This window comes from Blautia sp. DFI.6.71, assembly GCF_020593585.1.
In the GTDB taxonomy this organism is placed as follows: domain Bacteria; phylum Bacillota; class Clostridia; order Lachnospirales; family Lachnospiraceae; genus Blautia_A; species Blautia_A wexlerae.
In genome coordinates this window covers 140336-159091 of record NZ_JAJDMJ010000002.1, presented here as the reverse complement: position 1 = coordinate 159091, position 18756 = coordinate 140336, and the positions used below count along the sequence as shown (strand labels likewise).

Below are 18756 nucleotides of genomic sequence, written 5' to 3'. Positions count from 1 at the left end.
GGAGTCTTTATTGCACTTGCTTTTGCGGCTGATTTTTTGTTAGCTGCACCCGAATTTTATCAACGTACGCACCGCGTACGCCTCAAAAATTTGGGCACATCTAACAAAAAATCTTCTCACAAAATCAAGTACAAAAAGATTCCGAGAGTACATTGAAAGAGAACGGAGGAAATCTTTTATGGGAAAATATATTATGGCACTGGATGCCGGGACGACCAGCAACCGCTGTATCCTGTTTAATGAAAAGGGAGAACGTTTAAGTGTTGCACAGAGAGAATTTACCCAGTATTTCCCGAAACCGGGCTGGGTAGAACATGATGCAGATGAGATATGGGCCAGTATGCTGGGTGTGGCAGTAGAGGCAATGACCAAGATCGGAGCAGATGCTTCAAAGATCGCTGCGATCGGAATCACAAACCAGAGAGAAACTGCAATCGTATGGGATAAAAATACCGGCGTACCTGTCTATCATGCGATCGTATGGCAGTGTCGCAGAACATCGGAATACTGCGACTCGCTGAAAGCCAGAGGACTGACTGAGAAATTCAGGGAGAAAACAGGGCTTGTGATCGATGCTTATTTCTCTGCAACAAAAATAAAGTGGATTCTGGACAATGTAGAAGGAGCCAGAGAGAAAGCGCAGAAAGGGCAGCTTTTGTTTGGAACTGTGGAAACCTGGCTGATCTGGAAACTGACAAAGGGCAGAGTCCATGTTACAGATTATTCCAATGCATCCAGAACCATGCTTTTTAATATCAATACTTTACAGTGGGATCAGGAAATCCTGAATGAACTTGACATTCCAAAGTCCATGCTTCCCAAACCAATGCCATCCAGCTGTATTTATGGAAAAGCAGATCCGGCAGTCCTTGGCGGTGCTATCCCTATTGCAGGTGCAGCAGGTGATCAGCAGGCTGCTTTGTTTGGCCAGACCTGCTTTAATGCCGGAGAAGCAAAAAATACTTATGGCACGGGATGTTTTCTTCTGATGAATACAGGAGAGAAACCTGTCTTTTCAAAGAACGGACTGGTTACTACGATTGCGTGGGGATTGGACGGAAAGGTAACCTATGCACTGGAAGGATCAATTTTTGTTGCAGGTGCAGCTATCCAGTGGCTGCGAGATGAATTAAAGGTAATTGATTCCTCTGAAGATTCCGAGTATATGGCAAATAAAGTATCAGATACACATGGATGTTATGTTGTGCCGGCCTTTACAGGACTGGGAGCTCCCCACTGGGATCAGTATGCGAGAGGTACGATTGTAGGAATTACCCGCGGTGTGAACAAATATCATATTATCCGCGCAACGCTGGAATCTATTGCCTATCAGGTAAATGACGTACTAAATGCCATGAAAGCAGATTCAGGCATTAATCTGGCGGCATTAAAAGTTGATGGCGGAGCCAGTGCCAACAATTTCCTGATGCAGACACAGGCAGATATTATCAATGCACCGGTCAACCGTCCATGCTGTGTTGAGACAACTGCAATGGGGGCTGCTTATCTGGCAGGTCTGGCAGTAGGCTACTGGAGCAGTAAAGAAGAAGTACGCCACAATTGGTCCATTGACCAGAAATTCTACCCGTCTATCACTGAAGAAACAAGAGAGCAAAAGATCAAAGGATGGAATAAGGCTGTGAAATATTCTTACGGATGGGCGAAGGACGAATAAAGCCGTTTCGGGATATGAAGTGAGAATTAACAGTTGCTTACATGTTACTGTTCACACACCATTATCCCGCGAGGTGTTTTGGCATGAATATGCCAAAATCCCGAGACATACAAGCCAAAATTCCATTGCCGCAGGCAATCTGGAATGAATTTTGGCTACGTTACTGTGAACGGAGTGAACAGTAACGCTTACATTTTATCAGCAAAGCTAAATAAAATTCAGTGTATTGACAATCTTACAGAGATAGTGGTACGGTAATACAGTAATTTCGGCAAAGGCCGATGATTTTGGAGTTTTACAAATTACATAACGAATATTGAGGTGCGAAAAAATGCAGGAAATGAAACCAATCAAAGAAGGTAAAGTACGTGAGATTTATGACAACGGTGACAGCCTGATCATGGTTGCGACAGACCGCATCAGCTGCTTTGATGTTATCCTGAACAATCAGGTAACCAAGAAGGGAACTGTACTGACTCAGATGTCCAAGTTCTGGTTTGACATGACAGAAGACATTCTGCCGAACCACATGATTTCTGTAGATGTAAAAGATATGCCTGAATTTTTCCAGCAGGAGAAATTTGATGGAAACAGCATGATGTGCCGTAAGCTTGAAATGCTGCCTATCGAGTGTATTGTGCGTGGATATATTACAGGAAGCGGCTGGGAAAGCTACAAGAAGACAGGTAAAGTCTGCGGCATTGAATTACCGGAAGGACTGAAGGAATCTGACAAGCTTCCTGAGCCGATCTATACTCCGTCCACAAAGGCTGAGATTGGCGATCATGACGAAAATATCTCCTATGAGCAGAGTATCGCTCACCTTGAGAAATATTTCCCGGGAAGAGGAGAGGAATTAGCTGCAAAACTTCGTGATAATACAATTGCACTTTATAAGAAATGTGCAGAATACGCATTAAGCAAGGGAATCATTATCGCAGATACCAAATTTGAATTTGGCCTGGATAAAGACGGAAACATGGTGATCGGTGATGAGATGCTCACACCGGACAGCTCCCGTTTCTGGCCTGCTGAAGGATATGAACCGGGACATGGTCAGCCATCCTTTGACAAACAGTTTGCACGTGACTGGCTGAAAGCAAATCCGGACAATGACTGGACACTTCCGCAGGATATTGTAGATAAGACAATCGGAAAATATCTTCAGGGTTATGAAATGCTTACAGGTAAGAAATTATAATAATTCAGAGATATAGCAGATACTGCTGTTCGAAACATTGATAAAAGTTCGGACAGCAGTATTTTTTGCTAAAATGCCACAAAAGTGTGGAAATCAGATAAATTTTTTGTTACACTAAAGTGAAGAAGGGAATGGAAGAGACAGGATCGTAATCATGGTATATGGTTATATTTTTTGTTTCTGGATTCACGAGAATATGTAAGGAGAAAAAGGGTTATGAAAACACTGAAAAAATTACTTTATATCATAATGGCAGTTGCTGTTTTGGCAGTGCCGGTATTTGGTGTACAGGCTGCGGAAAATGATATTCCTGTTACAGAGCAGTCCGGGGTATCCCCGACGTCATCTCCGGTTCCCATAAGAGAACTGGTTACAAAGGGAAACAAGATTTACTATTATTATAAGGGAAAAATGGTTAAGAACAAATGGAAGAGATATAATGGCTATAAGTATTATTTTGGCGCAAATGGAAATGCTGTGCGAGGAGGACAGCGTATCAACAATGTAGTTTATGTTTTTGATGAGAAAGGACGTTTATTTGAGAATAAACAGAATAAAATTGTAAAATCCGGATCCAATATTTATCATATAAGGACAGAACACGGCCGTGCCAGCATTGGATATTTTATCTATAAGAATAATCTGTATTATGCGGATCCAAAAGGAAGGCTGTATCAGAAGAAATCCAGACAGAACGGCCAGCTTTATTTTACCAATTCCGGTGCTGCAAGAAAAGATTATAATGCTCTGCTGAAAATGCGTGTGATGCAGATTGTATCGTCAATCACAAATTCAGGTATGAGTCAGAGCCAGAAGCTTTATGCATGTTGGAAATATGTTGTTTACGGAGGATTTTACTATGGTGGTCCGGATCCTAACATTTACCAGAGTGGCTGGGCGCGCAGTGAGGCATTGAGGATGTTTCGTACAGGATATGGCAACTGTTATGGATTTTCCTGTATTTTTGCTGCTCTTGCAAGAGAAATAGGATATACACCGTATATGATCTGTGGCCGGGTACCGGGAAGCAGAGATGGAGCGGCAGATGGATTTACCCGTCATTGCTGGGTAAAGATCAATGGTCTTTATTATGATCCGGAAGCACAGTATGCCGGCTGGATGAAAGGGGTTTATGGTTATGATTCCTATCCGATCAGTCACCAGATTCAGAGAGTTGTTAACTTTTGTAAATTCTGATGTGCAGATAAGTTGATTAATTATATGAGAGGTGTTTCTATGGAAAGCAGAATTGCAGTGATCAGTATTATAGTAGAGAATTCAGATTCTGTAGAATGTCTGAACAGGATTCTTCATGAATATGGCATTTATATCATCGGCAGAATGGGGATTCCTTACAGGCAGAGAGGGATAAGCATTATCAGTGTGGCAATAGATGCACCTCTGGATATAATCAATGCACTGACTGGAAAAATTGGCCGGCTGGCAGGGGTTTCAGCAAAAACAGTCTATTCGAAAGCTTAGAGGAAATGAAAATATATGGCATCAGCAGAGTTGCAGATACCTGAACACATTCAGGAGACACAGAATATTACCAGAGAAGAACTGGAAATGATTTTACATACACAGAATCCACCGGTAACGGAAGAACTACGAAGAAGAGCACAACAGACCGCAAAAGCAATTTATGAAAATAAAATTTATGTCCGCGGTCTGATCGAATTTACAAATTACTGCAAGAACAATTGTTATTATTGTGGTATACGCTGTTCAAATACGGATGCAGACAGATACCGGCTTTCTTTGGAACAGATTCTGTCCTGCTGTGAAACAGGATGGAATCTTGGTTTTCGGACTTTTGTTCTGCAGGGCGGAGAAGATCCGCATTTCACAGATGAACATATTTGTCAGATTGTCCGCACGATTAAAGAAATATACCCTGACTGTGCAGTGACTCTTTCTATCGGAGAAAAGAGTGAAGAAAGCTATCAGGCGTATTTTGATGCAGGTGCTGACAGATATCTCTTGCGTCATGAGACAGCAGATGAAGATCATTACAGAAAACTTCACCCGGAACAGATGTCCCTGGTTTTCAGAAAAAACTGTCTGAAAACCCTGAAGAAAATAGGATATCAAACCGGATGTGGATTCATGGTAGGATCTCCGGGACAAACTGCAGATACACTTTACAGCGATCTTTTATTTATTAAGGAATTAAAGCCTGAAATGATAGGAATCGGACCGTTTATTCCTCACAAAGACACCCCGTTTGCTAAAGAATCACCCGGAACGCTGGAGCAGACTCTGCGATTATTGTCAATTATCCGCCTGATCCACCCACATGCGCTTCTTCCGGCAACAACAGCCCTTGGAACCATAGATCCCAAGGGCAGAGAGAAGGGAATTTTGGCAGGGGCCAATGTAGTAATGCCCAACTTATCACCGGTCAATGTCCGGGATAAGTATACCCTTTATGATAATAAGATCTGTACAGGTGATGAAGCTGCTGAATGCAAAGCCTGTATGGCAGCACGTATGAAGAGCATTGGTTATGAAGTAGTGACAGACAGAGGCGATTATAAAGCATGACTGCAGTTCACTCCTGAATAACTTAAGCACCCGCGATAAGCGGAACATAAAACTGAATATAGAAAAAAACTAATCGGAAAGCGGCAGATAAGGAAGCCCCTGACCGAAAAGAAAGGAAACAAATCTATGTATAATCCAAAATCATTAAAAGCAGAGGAATTTATTTCCGACGAAGAGATCAGAGAAACCCTTGCATATGCAGATGCAAACAAAGAAAATATGGAGCTGATCGACCAGATCCTTGCGAAGGCAAAAGAATGTAAAGGACTTACCCACAGAGAAGCTTCTGTCCTTCTTGCCTGTCCCATTCCTGAGAAGCTTCAGGAGATGTATGATCTGGCAGCGGAGATCAAGAAAGAATTTTACGGAAACAGAATCGTTCTGTTTGCCCCTCTGTATCTTTCCAACTATTGCGTAAACGGCTGTGTGTACTGTCCGTATCATAAGAAAAATCAGCATATTGCCCGCAAAAAACTTACTCAGGAAGAAATTGTAAAAGAAGTAACTGCTCTTCAGGATATGGGACATAAACGTCTTGCTATTGAAGCCGGAGAGGATCCGATTAATAATCCCATTGAGTACATTCTGGAATGCATCCAGACAATCTACAGCATTAAACATAAGAACGGTGCCATCCGACGTGTCAATGTAAATATTGCGGCCACAACTGTGGAAAATTACAGGAAATTAAAAGATGCAGGAATCGGTACCTACATTCTTTTTCAGGAGACTTATCATAAAGAAAGTTACGAAACACTTCATCCAACAGGTCCGAAACATAATTATGCCTATCATACAGAAGCAATGGACCGCGCAATGGAAGGCGGCATTGATGATGTAGGACTGGGTGTATTATTTGGTCTTGAACTTTACAGGTATGAGTTTGCCGGGCTTCTGATGCATGCGGAACATCTTGAGGCAGTTCATGGAGTAGGTCCTCATACTATCAGTGTGCCTCGTATCAAACATGCGGATGATATTGATCCTTCTGCTTTTGATAACAGTATCAGTGATGAAATTTTTGCCAAAATCTGTGCACTGATCCGGATTTCTGTGCCATATACGGGAATGATCATTTCCACAAGAGAAAGTAAAGCAGTTCGTGAAAAAGTACTTCCTCTGGGAGTTTCTCAGATCAGCGGTGCCTCCAGAACAAGTGTTGGCGGGTATGACGTTCCTGAAACAGAAGATGAAGTGACATCTGCACAATTTGACGTCAGTGACCAGAGATCTCTGGATGAAATCGTAAACTGGCTGATGGGTATGGGAGATATCCCGAGCTTCTGTACTGCCTGTTACAGAGCAGGGAGAACAGGTGACCGTTTTATGTCTTTGTGCAAAAGTAAACAGATTTCCAACTGCTGCCATCCCAATGCGCTGATGACATTGATGGAATATCTCCAGGATTATGCAAGCCCTGAGACGAAAAAAGTCGGACTGGAGCTGATTCAAAAAGAACTGGAAAATATCCCGGGCGAAAAGATAAGGAAACTCACAGAGGAACATCTTGCAGATATTGTAAACGGACAGAGAGATTTCCGATTCTGACATTCTCTGCACTTTTAACGATCAATACAACACCTGAAAGAAGGGATTAATATGGCAGTGACATTGAACGAAACACCTTCCGGAAACCGTCTGCATATAGGAATCTTTGGCAAAACCAACAGTGGAAAATCCTCATTTATCAATACTTTTTCCGGACAGAAAGTATCGATTGTTGCGGATGTTGCCGGAACTACCACAGATCCTGTATATAAACCAATGGAAATCTATCCTCTTGGTCCCTGTATCCTCATCGATACGGCAGGATTTGATGATGAAGGAGAACTGGGTGCATTACGAATAGAAAAAACCAGTCTGGCTGCACAGAAAACTGAACTGGCGATCATCCTTTTCTGCGAGGATGAAATGGTACAGGAATTAAAATGGTATAACTATTTTAAGAAACGGCAGACACCGGTAATTCCGGTGCTTGGTAAAGCTGATCTATATACACAGGAACAAAAAGAATATCTGATTCAGATGATTCAGAAAAATACAGGAGAAACGGTCTGTCCTGTCAGTTCTGAAACGGGAGAGGGAATCCGGAAATTAAAAGAGCTTCTGGCAGAAAAAATCCCGGAAGGCTACGGTAACAGAATGATCACCGGGAATCTGGTTTCCAAAGATGATCTGGTACTCCTTGTAATGCCACAGGATATCCAGTCACCAAAGGGACGGCTGATCCTGCCCCAGGTACAGACTCTACGAGAACTGCTGGATAAAAGATGTCTCATAATGAGTGTAACTACTGACCGGTATCCGGCTGCATTGCAGACTCTTTCCAGACCACCGAAGCTGATCATCACAGATTCTCAGGTGTTCCCATACATCTATGAGAACAAACCAAAAGAGAGCATGCTTACTTCCTTTTCTGTACTGTTTGCGGCATACAAGGGAGATCTTTCTTACTACATAGAGGGAGCAAAAGCAATTGACAGTCTGAAAGAAACTTCTCATGTACTGATTGCCGAATGCTGCACACATGCACCTCTGAAAGAAGATATTGGCAGAGTGAAAATTCCCCGGATGCTGAAAAAACGATTTGGAGAAAACCTGCAGGTAGAGCTGGTAAGCGGAACCGATTTTCCGGATGACCTTACCGGATATGATCTGATCATCCAGTGCGGAGCATGTATGTTTAACCGGAAATATGTGATGTACCGCATCGACAGGGCAAAGAAGCAACAGGTACCTGTGACCAATTATGGGATAACCATTGCACATCTTACCGGAATACTGGATCATGTGGCATTGCCGGAATGATGATTCCAATCCCGAAAAATAACAGATATTAACAAATACATAAAGACTGCTGTACAGTTAGATTACCGTATGGCAGTTTTATTATATTACAGGAAATTAATCCTGCTAATCCTGCAAGCAGGATTCTTTTTTATAAATAATTGCTTCACAATTTGGATGAATTTCGCAAAATTTTCATGAAGATATTGACAAGCAGCCTATGTTAGTTTATACTAACTTACAGTTAGAGAAAGTTAACCATACCCAAAGTATTATCAATGCCCGATTATCAGGCAAGGGATAAATACTTTCCAATCCCCACATTAATATATCTAAAAGAACAAAAGGAGGATAATACATGAGTATTGTAATCGTAGGCGGACATGACAGAATGGTAGGGCAGTACAAAAAAATCTGTAAATCTTATAAATGTAAATGCAAAGTCTTCACACAGATGGAAGCCGACTTCGGAAAAAAGATAGGATGTCCGGATCTTCTGGTACTTTTTACAAATACCGTATCCCACAAGATGGTAAAATGCGCACTGGACGAGGTTGGCGCTTCTACAGATATTGTGCGCTGCCATACCAGCAGTGGAAATGCACTCAACGGTATTCTCGAAGCACGTTGCTGATAAATACTTTTCTTGTATATATTGCATAATATAGTGATAAATTAATGAAAAAAAATATTAATGTTTTAAACTGAAAAACTTTATCATTAAAAATTTCAATAAAGTTATTGACATCTAACCAAAATTAGAATACACTAACCACATGATAAAGATAATGTTTATCATTAATTAAATGCAAAGGAAGGGATGAAGAAATGCCGTTATCAATGGTAAATGCAGGTGAACCTTTTACAATCAAAAGGATCGGAGGCAAAGAAGAAGTGAAGAGACATCTTGAGGAGCTCGGCTTCGTAGTAGGAGGAGTTGTCACAGTTGTTTCTGAGATTAACGGAAGCCTGATCGTAAATGTTAAAGAATCCAGGGTTGCCATTGGAAAAGATATGGCAAGCAAAATTATGGTCTGAACCATAATTTCTTCCTGAAAGAAAAATAAAATTCCAGAGCGTATAGATTGTGGAAATGATTTTTCAGACACGCTCCGGGGAAAGAAGGGAAAGAAACTTGAAGACATTAAAAGAAGTTCATGTTGGAGAGACCGTTAAAGTCCAGAAGCTTACCGGTGAAGGTCCGGTCAAGAGAAGAATCATGGATATGGGAATCACTAAAGGCGTGGAAATTTATGTAAGAAAAGTTGCACCTCTGGGAGATCCTGTAGAAGTAACTGTAAGAGGATATGAATTATCCTTACGTAAAGCAGATGCCGAAATGATTGTCGTGGAATAATTTTTTTTGACATCATGTTAGGTCTTTCTAACAATTAGTGCCATCTAATAGTTAATAAAAACTAAGTATTAGTGATGACTAATAACTGTTGAGTGTGATATCAACAGCAGAAAGACTGGATAAAGCGATCAAAATAAAAGAGATCAAGAAATCAGAGGAGAGAGATTATGTCAGTAAAAATTGCACTCGCAGGTAATCCGAACTGCGGTAAAACGACATTGTTCAATGCACTGACCGGATCAAATCAGTTTGTAGGTAACTGGCCAGGTGTAACTGTCGAGAAAAAAGAGGGTAAGCTGAAAGGACACAAAGATGTTATTCTCACTGACTTACCTGGTATTTATTCTTTATCACCATATACACTTGAAGAGGTAGTTGCAAGAAATTACATTCTTCAGGAAAAACCGGATGCGATCATCAATATCGTTGATGGTACCAATATTGAACGTAACCTGTATCTTACAACACAGATTCTGGAACTTGGGATTCCGGTCATCATGGCAGTCAACATGATGGATATCGTTGAGAAAAACGGCGATACAATACATATTGATAAACTGAAAAAGAAACTTGGCTGTGAAGTTGTTACTATTTCCGCGCTGAAAGGAACTGGAATCACAGAAGCTGCAAACAAGGCAGTTTCCATTGCTCAGAGCCATAAGAAAGTAACACCTGTTCATGAATTCTGCGATAAAGCAGAAGAAATCATCGGAGCAGTTGAGAATAAACTGACCGGTGCGGTACCGGAAGAACAGAAGAGATTCTTCGCGATCAAGCTTCTTGAAAGAGATGACAAGATCATTGAGCAGATGAATACATCCGTAAATGTATCTGCCGAGATCAAAGAAATGGAAGATGAGTTTGACGACGATACCGAAAGTATTATCACAAACGAGAGATATGTTTATATTTCTTCTATCATTGGTCAGTGTGTGACTAAGGCAAGAAAAGATAAGCTTTCCACATCTGATAAGATCGACCGTATTGTTACCAACAGATGGTTGGCACTGCCAATCTTTGCAGTTGTAATGTTTATCGTATATTATGTATCTGTAACTACTGTTGGTGCTTTCGTAACTGACTGGACAAACGATGTTCTGTTTGGTGAGATCATTCCTCCGGCAATTGAATCCGGACTGAATGCGATTGGCTGTGCAGCATGGTTACAGGGACTGATCCTTGACGGTATCGTAGCCGGTGTGGGAGCTGTTCTCGGTTTCGTACCTCAGATGCTTGTACTGTTTGCATTCCTTGCATTCCTTGAGTCCTGTGGTTACATGGCTCGTGTAGCATTCATCATGGACAGAATTTTCCGTAAATTCGGTCTTTCAGGTAAATCCTTCATTCCAATGCTTATCGGCAGTGGATGCGGTGTTCCAGGTGTTATGGCTTCCCGTACGATCGAGAATGACCGTGACAGAAAGATGACAATCATGACAACTACATTCGTTCCCTGCGGAGCTAAACTTCCGATCATTGCCATGATCGCAGGTGCATTCTTCGGAAACAGCGGATGGGTTGCAACAAGTTGTTACTTTGTCGGTATCGTAGCAATTATCTGCTCCGGTATCATCTTAAAGAAAACAAAAATGTTTGCCGGTGATCCGGCTCCGTTCGTTATGGAGCTTCCTGCATACCACTGGCCAACAGTCAGCAATATCTTAAGAAGTATGTGGGAAAGAGGCTGGTCCTTCATTAAGAAAGCCGGAACAATCATCCTTCTTTCAACAATCATTCTGTGGTTCTTAATGAGCTTCGGATGGGAAGGCGGAAGCTTCGGTATGGTTGAAGAACTTAACGAGAGTATCCTTTCTAAGATCGGTACAGCAATCGCATGGATCTTTGCACCTCTCGGTTGGACAAAAGCCGGCGAAGGATGGAAGATGGCAGTTGCAGCTGTTACAGGTCTGATTGCAAAAGAGAATGTAGTAGCTACATTTGGTATGCTTTATGGATTCGCAGAAGTTGCAGAAGACGGTGCTGAGATCTGGGGTAACCTGGCAGCAGCTATGACACCGATCGCAGCTTACGGCTTCCTGGTATTCAACCTTCTTTGTGCTCCTTGCTTCGCAGCTATGGGTGCGATCAAGAGAGAGATGAACAATACAAAATGGTTTTTATTTGCAATCGGATATCAGTGTGGACTTGCATATCTTGTGTCTCTGTGTATCTATCAGATCGGTACACTGGTTACAGGCGGCGGTTTCGGTATCTGGACAGTGGTTGCATTCGCAATTATCATCGGATTTTTATATCTGCTGTTCAGACCTTATAAGGAAAGCGGCAGCCTTAATGTAAAGGTAAAGGGTATGGCAAAAGCCAGATAAAACAGTAATAAGATCAGAGCCTGCGTCCCATCTGGTGGTGCGGGTTCTGATAAACAGAATTGCAACTGTTTCATACCTTTTTCATCGCGGAGCGTGTTACTGAGAACGAAGTGAACAGTAACGTATCTTCACAGTTAGTGGACTGCTGATTATCAGATTGCAGTATAGTGATTATATGTGTATGATAATGATATAAAGCAGGAGGTGTCATTTATGGGAACATTGATTGTAGGAGCAATTTTGATTTTAATTGTCGGACTGATCATAAGAGGAATCGTCAGAGACAAAAAAAGCGGCAAGTCATCATGTGGCGGAGACTGCAGCCACTGCAAAGGGTGCCATTGAGAATCAGGCATATTACTGAAACCTGATGCCAAACAGCAGCCATATGTCAGGAAACAGAAATTAACAAGCGGAAGGATGATGTGATTTTGGGAGCAGCAGCATTACAGAGACAGGAAAATTGTAAAGAGCCCAATTACCAGAGAACCCGAATGCAGAAAGATGTTGTAATCCAGGAATTAAAGAAGCGAGGATGCAGGATTACCAAACAGAGAAGAATGCTGTTGGAAGTCATTCTTGAAAATGAGTGTTCCTGCTGTAAAGAAATCTATTACAATGCATCCCGCCTGGATCCGGGCATCGGATCAGCTACGGTGTACCGTATGGTAAACCTTTTGGAAGAAATTGGTGCGATCAGCAGAAGAAATATGTATAAAATCGTGAGAAATCCGGATTGTAAAGATGAAAGTGTATGCACCATCGAGCTGGATGATAATACAGTCCAGAAATTATCAAAAGACAGTTTTAATAATGTAGTCCTGACAGGACTGAAGGCCTGTGGATACATTGACAAACAGGAAATCGAGCGGATGTTCGTAAATTCCTGTGATTTTAAACATTGAAAACAAGTAAAAATTTAAATAGAGAACGAACTGATGACCGCCGGGAAATACTGAAGAGTATAATTTCCGGTGGTTTTCTTATATTTCTTCAGTTTTTTACTCTCTTTTGGCAATACGGTTTCCGGTAACCTTCTTAACATGTCTGAAATGAGAATATTTCTCAACAAGAAGAAAAAAGTAGAAATCCAGAAATTTTGGTTGTATAATACATGAAATATAAATAAGCTGATGTCGCAATAATGCGTTTGCCCATCATATTTATCTGAAAACAGTTCATAACTGTTCAGTACCGAAAGGGTGCTGAGTGGTTACAATAAATTAAAAATCACAACAGGAGGATACATCAATGATTAAATTTGACGGTAAAAAAACAGGAATCTTTGCAGCAGGAGTAGCTTTTGGTACAGCAGGTATCAAGATTCTTACAAGTAAAGATGCAAAGAAATTATACACAAACTGCACAGCAGCCGTTTTACGTGCAAAGGCATGTGTAATGAAAACAGCTTCCGCAATTCAGGAGAATGCTGAGGATATTTATGCAGAAGCACAGCAGATCAACGAAGACAGAGCAGCAGCTGAGGAAGTGGTAGAAGATACAGCTGACGAAGCAGCAGAAGAAACAGAAGAGACAACAGATTTCAAAGAAGAGACAGAAGAAACAGAAGAAGGCAGCGAGGAATAATGAAATTTGCTATTAAGCATGAAATAAAAGGACGAATCCGTATTCACCTTGCCCAGAAACACATGACCTACAGACAGGCGGATATTCTGCAGTGTTATCTGGAGAAAGAGGCAAATATCAGCAAGGCATCGGTTTATGTAAGAACTCAGGATGTCGCTGTTGTCTATACCGGCAGCAGAGATGGGCTGATTCGTTTACTGAGCAGATTTTCCTATGAAACTGCTCAGGTATCTGAAGCAGCACTTGAGAATTCCGGACGTGAATTAAACGAAACCTATAAAGAAAAACTGATCAACTCTGTAGTAATGCGTACATTAAATAAAATGTTTCTGCCATACCCGGTACGTGTAGCGATCACTACAGTGAAATCAGTAAAATACATTTATCATGGTGTACGTACTCTGATGAAGGGCAAACTGGAAGTACCTGTTCTGGATGCAACAGCAATCGGTGTATCTATGCTCCGCGGTGACTTCAATACTGCAGGTTCCACCATGTTCCTGCTTGGAATCGGTGAGATCCTTGAGGAATGGACACATAAGAAATCCGTCAATGACCTTGCAAGAAGCATGTCTATCAATGCAGAGAAAGTATGGTTTGTAAACGAAGACGGACAGGAGGTTCTTATATCTGCTTCTTCTGTTAAAGCAGGTGATCTGATACGCGTACATATGGGTAATGTGATTCCGTTTGACGGAGATGTTGCAGCAGGAGAAGCAATGGTCAACCAGACTTCTCTGACAGGTGAATCTGCGCCTGTACGTAAAGCAGAAGGCAGCTTTGCCTATGCAGGAACTGTTCTGGAAGAGGGCGAACTCACTGTTAAGGTTAAAGAAGCAGCAGGTTCCAGCCGCTATGAGAAGATCGTCAACATGATCGAGGATTCTGAGAAGCTGAAATCCTCTGTGGAAAGTAATGCAGAGCATCTTGCAGACAGACTTGTGCCATACACTCTTGCAGGTACAGGGATAACTTATCTGCTTACCAGAAACATGACGAAAACCCTTGCGGTACTTATGGTAGATTTCTCCTGCGCACTGAAGCTTGCCATGCCTGTTTCCGTATTATCCGCTATACGTGAGGCAAGTACTCACAGTATTACTGTAAAGGGCGGTAAATATATGGAAGCAATGGCTGATGCCACGACTATTGTATTTGACAAGACGGGTACACTTACAAAAGCAAAGCCTGTAGTTTCAGATGTGGTATCTTTCAGTGAAGAGCTGAGTTCAGATGAGCTTCTGCGTATTGCAGCATGTATGGAGGAACATTTCCCTCATTCCATGGCAAGAGCAGTTGTCAATGCAGCCAAAGAGAAATGTCTTGTTCATGAGGAAATGCATTCAAAAGTAGAATATATCGTAGCTCATGGTATTTCTACAACTATTGAAGGCAAAAAGGCAGTGATCGGAAGCTGGCATTTCGTAATGGAAGATGAAAAGTGTGTAATTCCGGAAGGAATGGAAGACAGATTTGAACACCTGCCATTAGAATGTTCTCACCTGTATCTTGCAATCGAAGGAAAACTTGCAGCAGTTATCTGTGTAGAGGATCCGCTTCGTGAAGAGGCTGCAGATGCAGTACGTGAATTAAAAGAAGCCGGCATTACAAAAGTCGTAATGATGACCGGTGACAGTGAACGTACAGCAGCAGCTATTGCGAAACGTGTAGGAGTAGATGAATATTACTCCGAAGTCCTGCCCGAAGATAAGGCATCTTTTGTAGAGAAAGAAAAAGAACTGGGGCATAAAGTTATTATGATCGGTGATGGAATCAATGATTCACTGGCACTTTCTTCTGCAAGTGTGGGAATTGCTATCAGTGATGGCGCAGCTATTGCACGTGAGATCGCAGATGTTACAATTTCTGCAGATAATCTCCATGAGATTGTTACGTTAAAGAGACTGAGCACAGCGCTGATGAAGCGTATCCATAATAATTACAGAACTATTATCGGTATAAACGGCGGTCTGATCGCACTTGGAGTTACAGGTATCATTATGCCTACAACATCCGCACTGCTTCATAACATGTCAACACTGACTATCAGTTTAAGAAGTATGAGAAATCTTCTTCCAAAAGAAGAGGAAGCATAAAGATAACCATAAAAAACCATATCCGGGATTTCATGATAAAGCAACAGATGCTTAGTCTCTGAAAATCCGGGATATGGTTTTTATTATGTTTTTATTTATAGCAATCCTCTAAAATAATGCATCTTAATCCAGCCCATCAGAGTGTGAAATCCTGCGTCAGATATCTTTGCCGTGCGTCAGCACGCCTGCAGATATCTTCCTTGTCTTTCGCACGCTGCTGAACTGTCTTAAATGCATTATTTACGAGGATTGCTATAATTTTCATGCGTGCCTGCAATAGACTTCTTAATGGCAGAAAAACTCTCTGCGCTGATCGCATGCTCCATCTTACAGGCATCCTCGGCTGCAACCTTCGGGTCAACTCCGATAGAAGTCAGCCATCCGGTCAGAAAGGTATGTCTTTCATAAATCTTATCTGCAATTTCCTGCCCGGTTTCCGTCAGATTGATAAATCCATTTTCATCAATCGTAATGTAATTACTGGCTTTCAAATTCTTCATTGCAACACTGACACTCGGTTTTGAAAAAGACAGTTCATGCGCAATGTCGATAGAGCGGACATTACCGTTTCTTTTTTTGATCATAAGGATCGCTTCGAGATAATCTTCTCCTGATTCATGTATCGCCATATTGATACTCCCTCCTTTTTTTCTTTCCGATATTGCTGCTGTGAACTGCTGTACGCAAACAGTACAGACAGTTATGTTCTGTCAAAGAGTATCATATTTCTTTTTATGATTTTGATACCTGCCGGATAATAATATCCTGTTTTTTAAAACATTAAAGCAACACGTTAAACTATAATAACATGGATTATAACATAACTTTTTATTTCCGTAAAGAAATCTCCTCAAAACTATTGACAGAAGAGAAAATAATGCTATAATAAAATCAAACAAATGAACAAGTGCTCATATGTTAATATAAAAGAGATGAGCGGAAAGGGAAAATATTATGAAGAAAACTTATAAAATCGATGTAGACTGTGCAAACTGTGCTAATAAAATGGAGGAAGCTGCCAAGAATACAGCTGGCGTTAAAGATGCAACAGTTAATTTCATGATGCTGAAGATGATCGTTGAATTCGAAGACGGACAGGATCCAAAAGCAGTTATGAAAGACGTATTAAAGAACTGCAAGAAGGTAGAAGACGACTGTGAGATCTATCTTTAATTCTGAGTTATCCGGAGAATGGACTGTTGCATAAAACGTATCCTGGCACTGAGCTTTTCGCCGGAAAGTTTTTTGCAGCAGTCCTGCTTTTATAAGAAGAGAGAGGTATTGATATGAACAAGAAGCAGAAGAAAATGCTGATCAGAATTATCATAGCAGCAGTGCTGATCGTGGTCTTTTCCTTACTGCCGGCAGAGGGATACCTGAGATTTGTTCTTTTTATGATCCCATATCTGGTCATCGGCTATGATATCTTGAAGAAAGCATTTAAGGGTATTTTAAATAAACAGGTGTTTGACGAGAACTTTCTGATGGCTGTAGCCACAGTAGGTGCAATTCTCCTTGGCGATTATTCCGAGGGTGTTGCAGTTATGCTTTTCTACCAGATTGGAGAACTTTTCCAGAGCTATGCAGTGGGAAAGAGCAGACGAAACATCAGTGAACTGATGGATATCCGTCCTGATTATGCGAACATAGAGAAAGACGGAACACTGGAACAGGTTGATCCTGATGAAGTTGAGATCGGAACCATTATTGTTGTTCAGCCGGGTGAAAAAGTACCGATTGATGGAGTGATCACCGAGGGAACTTCTACATTAAATACAAGTGCACTGACAGGTGAGAGTCTTCCGCGTGATGCAAAAGCAGGCGATGAAGTGATCAGTGGCTGTATCAATATGACAGGTCTGCTGAAGATCCGTACAACTAAGGAATTCGGTGAATCTACAGTATCCAAGATCCTTGAACTGGTAGAGAATTCCAGCTCCAGAAAGTCAAAATCTGAAAACTTTATTTCCAAATTTGCGAAATACTATACACCTGCAGTATGTTACGGAGCCCTTGCTCTTGCGCTTATCCCGCCAATCGTACTTCTTATTATGGGAAAACCTGCCATGTGGGGAGACTGGATCTACAGAGCCCTTACCTTCCTTGTAATCAGCTGTCCATGTGCGTTGGTCATCAGCATTCCGTTAAGTTTCTTCGCAGGAATCGGCGGAGCCAGCAATCAGGGCATTCTGGTCAAAGGTTCCAACTATCTGGAAACACTGGCGCAGACAAAATATGTTGTATTTGACAAAACAGGTACTATGACTCAGGGTGTTTTCGAAGTAAGTGGTATTCATCACAACGAAATGCCAAATGAGAAATTGTTAGAATATGCAGCGCTTGCCGAGTGTTCTTCCTCCCATCCGATCAGCAAGAGCCTGCAAAAAGCATACGGAAAACCAATCGACAGAAATCGTGTTACTGATATTGAAGAAATCAGTGGTAATGGTGTGATTGCCAAAGTTGACGGCATATCTGTAGCTGCCGGTAATACCAAATTAATGAACAGACTTGGCATTGCTTATCAGGATTGCCATCATGTAGGAACTGTTGTGCATATAGCCATTGACGGCAAATATGCAGGACATATCCTGATATCCGATATCATCAAACCTCATGCAAAAGAGGCAATCGCTGAACTGAAGAAAGCCGGAATCAGCAAGACTGTTATGCTGACAGGCGACTCAAAACGTGTTGCGGATCAGGTTGCCGAAGAACTGGGAATCCAGGAAGTTTACAGCGAGCTTTTACCTGCTGATAAAGTTTCCAGGGTAGAGGAACTTCTTAATCAGAAGTCTGAAAAGGATAAACTTGCGTTCGTAGGTGACGGTATCAATGATGCTCCTGTATTATCCAGGGCTGATATTGGTATTGCCATGGGAGCACTTGGCTCAGATGCAGCTATCGAAGCAGCAGATATCGTTCTGATGGATGATGATCCGCTGAAGATTTCCAAAGCGATTAAAATTGCACGTAAATGTATCCGCATTGTATATGAAAATATCTACTTTGCTATCGGTATCAAGGTTCTCTGCCTGATCCTTGGAGCTTTAGGTATTGCAAACATGTGGATGGCCATTTTTGCGGATGTAGGTGTTATGATCATCGCAGTATTAAACGCGATCCGTACATTATTTGTAAAGAATTTATAAGAAACAGGCAAATCAGCAGAAACCTTT

Annotated in this window: 18 protein-coding genes; 17 read left to right on the top strand and 1 reads right to left on the bottom strand. The window is 41.5% G+C overall.

All coding sequences use genetic code 11. The annotated features are described in order from the left end of the window. The first annotated feature begins 178 nt into the window (after positions 1-178). From glpK to LJE12_RS02375, 15 genes are all read left to right on the top strand, one after another. Positions 179-1675, top strand: coding sequence for a glycerol kinase GlpK (glpK, locus tag LJE12_RS02445; protein ID WP_025577002.1), 1497 nt, complete (start codon positions 179-181; stop codon positions 1673-1675). A 331-nt stretch (positions 1676-2006) separates the two neighbouring features. After that, positions 2007-2876: a phosphoribosylaminoimidazolesuccinocarboxamide synthase gene (locus tag LJE12_RS02440; protein ID WP_020993888.1), complete on the top strand. Its 870-nt coding sequence runs from the start codon at positions 2007-2009 to the stop codon at positions 2874-2876. Between the two features lie 216 nt (positions 2877-3092). Next, positions 3093-4073, top strand: coding sequence for a transglutaminase domain-containing protein (locus tag LJE12_RS02435; RefSeq protein WP_025577003.1), 981 nt, complete (start codon positions 3093-3095; stop codon positions 4071-4073). A 39-nt stretch (positions 4074-4112) separates the two neighbouring features. After that, complete coding sequence (locus LJE12_RS02430) at positions 4113-4358, top strand: TM1266 family iron-only hydrogenase system putative regulator (RefSeq protein WP_020993889.1); 246 nt, start codon at positions 4113-4115, stop codon at positions 4356-4358. Positions 4359-4373: 15 nt separating this feature from the next. Further along, positions 4374-5423 carry a [FeFe] hydrogenase H-cluster radical SAM maturase HydE gene (hydE, locus tag LJE12_RS02425; protein WP_227226445.1) on the top strand — a complete coding sequence of 350 codons (1050 nt, stop codon included), beginning with the start codon at positions 4374-4376 and terminating at the stop codon, positions 5421-5423. A gap of 126 nt (positions 5424-5549) precedes the next feature. Next, entirely contained in the window at positions 5550-6971 is a 1422-nt protein-coding gene (gene hydG, locus LJE12_RS02420; protein ID WP_055149622.1) for a [FeFe] hydrogenase H-cluster radical SAM maturase HydG, read from the top strand. Between the two features lie 51 nt (positions 6972-7022). Beyond that, positions 7023-8231 (top strand): [FeFe] hydrogenase H-cluster maturation GTPase HydF, encoded by a 1209-nt coding sequence (gene hydF / locus LJE12_RS02415; protein WP_055149620.1) that lies wholly within the window; start codon positions 7023-7025, stop codon positions 8229-8231. Positions 8232-8568: 337 nt separating this feature from the next. Then, positions 8569-8844, top strand: a complete 276-nt coding sequence (locus tag LJE12_RS02410) for a DUF2325 domain-containing protein (protein ID WP_008703057.1) — start codon at positions 8569-8571, stop codon at positions 8842-8844. Between the two features lie 194 nt (positions 8845-9038). Continuing rightward, positions 9039-9248, top strand: a complete 210-nt coding sequence (locus LJE12_RS02405; protein ID WP_008703058.1) for a FeoA family protein — start codon at positions 9039-9041, stop codon at positions 9246-9248. Positions 9249-9345: 97 nt separating this feature from the next. Next, complete coding sequence (locus LJE12_RS02400) at positions 9346-9567, top strand: FeoA family protein (RefSeq protein ID WP_022380698.1); 222 nt, start codon at positions 9346-9348, stop codon at positions 9565-9567. A 167-nt stretch (positions 9568-9734) separates the two neighbouring features. Beyond that, entirely contained in the window at positions 9735-11894 is a 2160-nt protein-coding gene (gene feoB / locus LJE12_RS02395; protein WP_227226446.1) for a ferrous iron transport protein B, read from the top strand. A gap of 213 nt (positions 11895-12107) precedes the next feature. After that, the gene (locus LJE12_RS02390) at positions 12108-12239 is read left to right on the top strand and encodes a FeoB-associated Cys-rich membrane protein (RefSeq protein WP_025577009.1); all 132 of its coding nucleotides are present in this window, start codon (positions 12108-12110) and stop codon (positions 12237-12239) included. 149 nt (positions 12240-12388) lie between these two features. Then, positions 12389-12799: a transcriptional repressor gene (locus LJE12_RS02385; RefSeq protein ID WP_008703065.1), complete on the top strand. Its 411-nt coding sequence runs from the start codon at positions 12389-12391 to the stop codon at positions 12797-12799. Between the two features lie 346 nt (positions 12800-13145). Continuing rightward, on the top strand, positions 13146-13481 hold the full coding sequence (locus LJE12_RS02380; protein WP_008703066.1) for a DUF6110 family protein: 336 nt from the start codon (positions 13146-13148) through the stop codon (positions 13479-13481). Next, positions 13481-15577, top strand: coding sequence for a heavy metal translocating P-type ATPase (locus tag LJE12_RS02375; protein ID WP_055149618.1), 2097 nt, complete (start codon positions 13481-13483; stop codon positions 15575-15577). Before LJE12_RS02380 ends, LJE12_RS02375 begins: the two co-directional genes overlap by 1 nt. A gap of 236 nt (positions 15578-15813) precedes the next feature. Here LJE12_RS02375 and LJE12_RS02370 read toward each other — a convergent pair whose 3' ends face one another. Then, positions 15814-16206 carry a metal-dependent transcriptional regulator gene (locus tag LJE12_RS02370; RefSeq protein WP_025577011.1) on the bottom strand — a complete coding sequence of 131 codons (393 nt, stop codon included), beginning with the start codon at positions 16204-16206 and terminating at the stop codon, positions 15814-15816. A gap of 325 nt (positions 16207-16531) precedes the next feature. Between LJE12_RS02370 and LJE12_RS02365 the strand changes: the two genes are divergently transcribed. Both LJE12_RS02365 and LJE12_RS02360 read left to right on the top strand, forming a co-directional pair. Next, positions 16532-16750, top strand: coding sequence for a cation transporter (locus LJE12_RS02365; RefSeq protein WP_055059772.1), 219 nt, complete (start codon positions 16532-16534; stop codon positions 16748-16750). 113 nt (positions 16751-16863) lie between these two features. Continuing rightward, positions 16864-18729: a heavy metal translocating P-type ATPase gene (locus LJE12_RS02360; RefSeq protein WP_227226447.1), complete on the top strand. Its 1866-nt coding sequence runs from the start codon at positions 16864-16866 to the stop codon at positions 18727-18729. Positions 18730-18756: the final 27 nt, after the last annotated feature.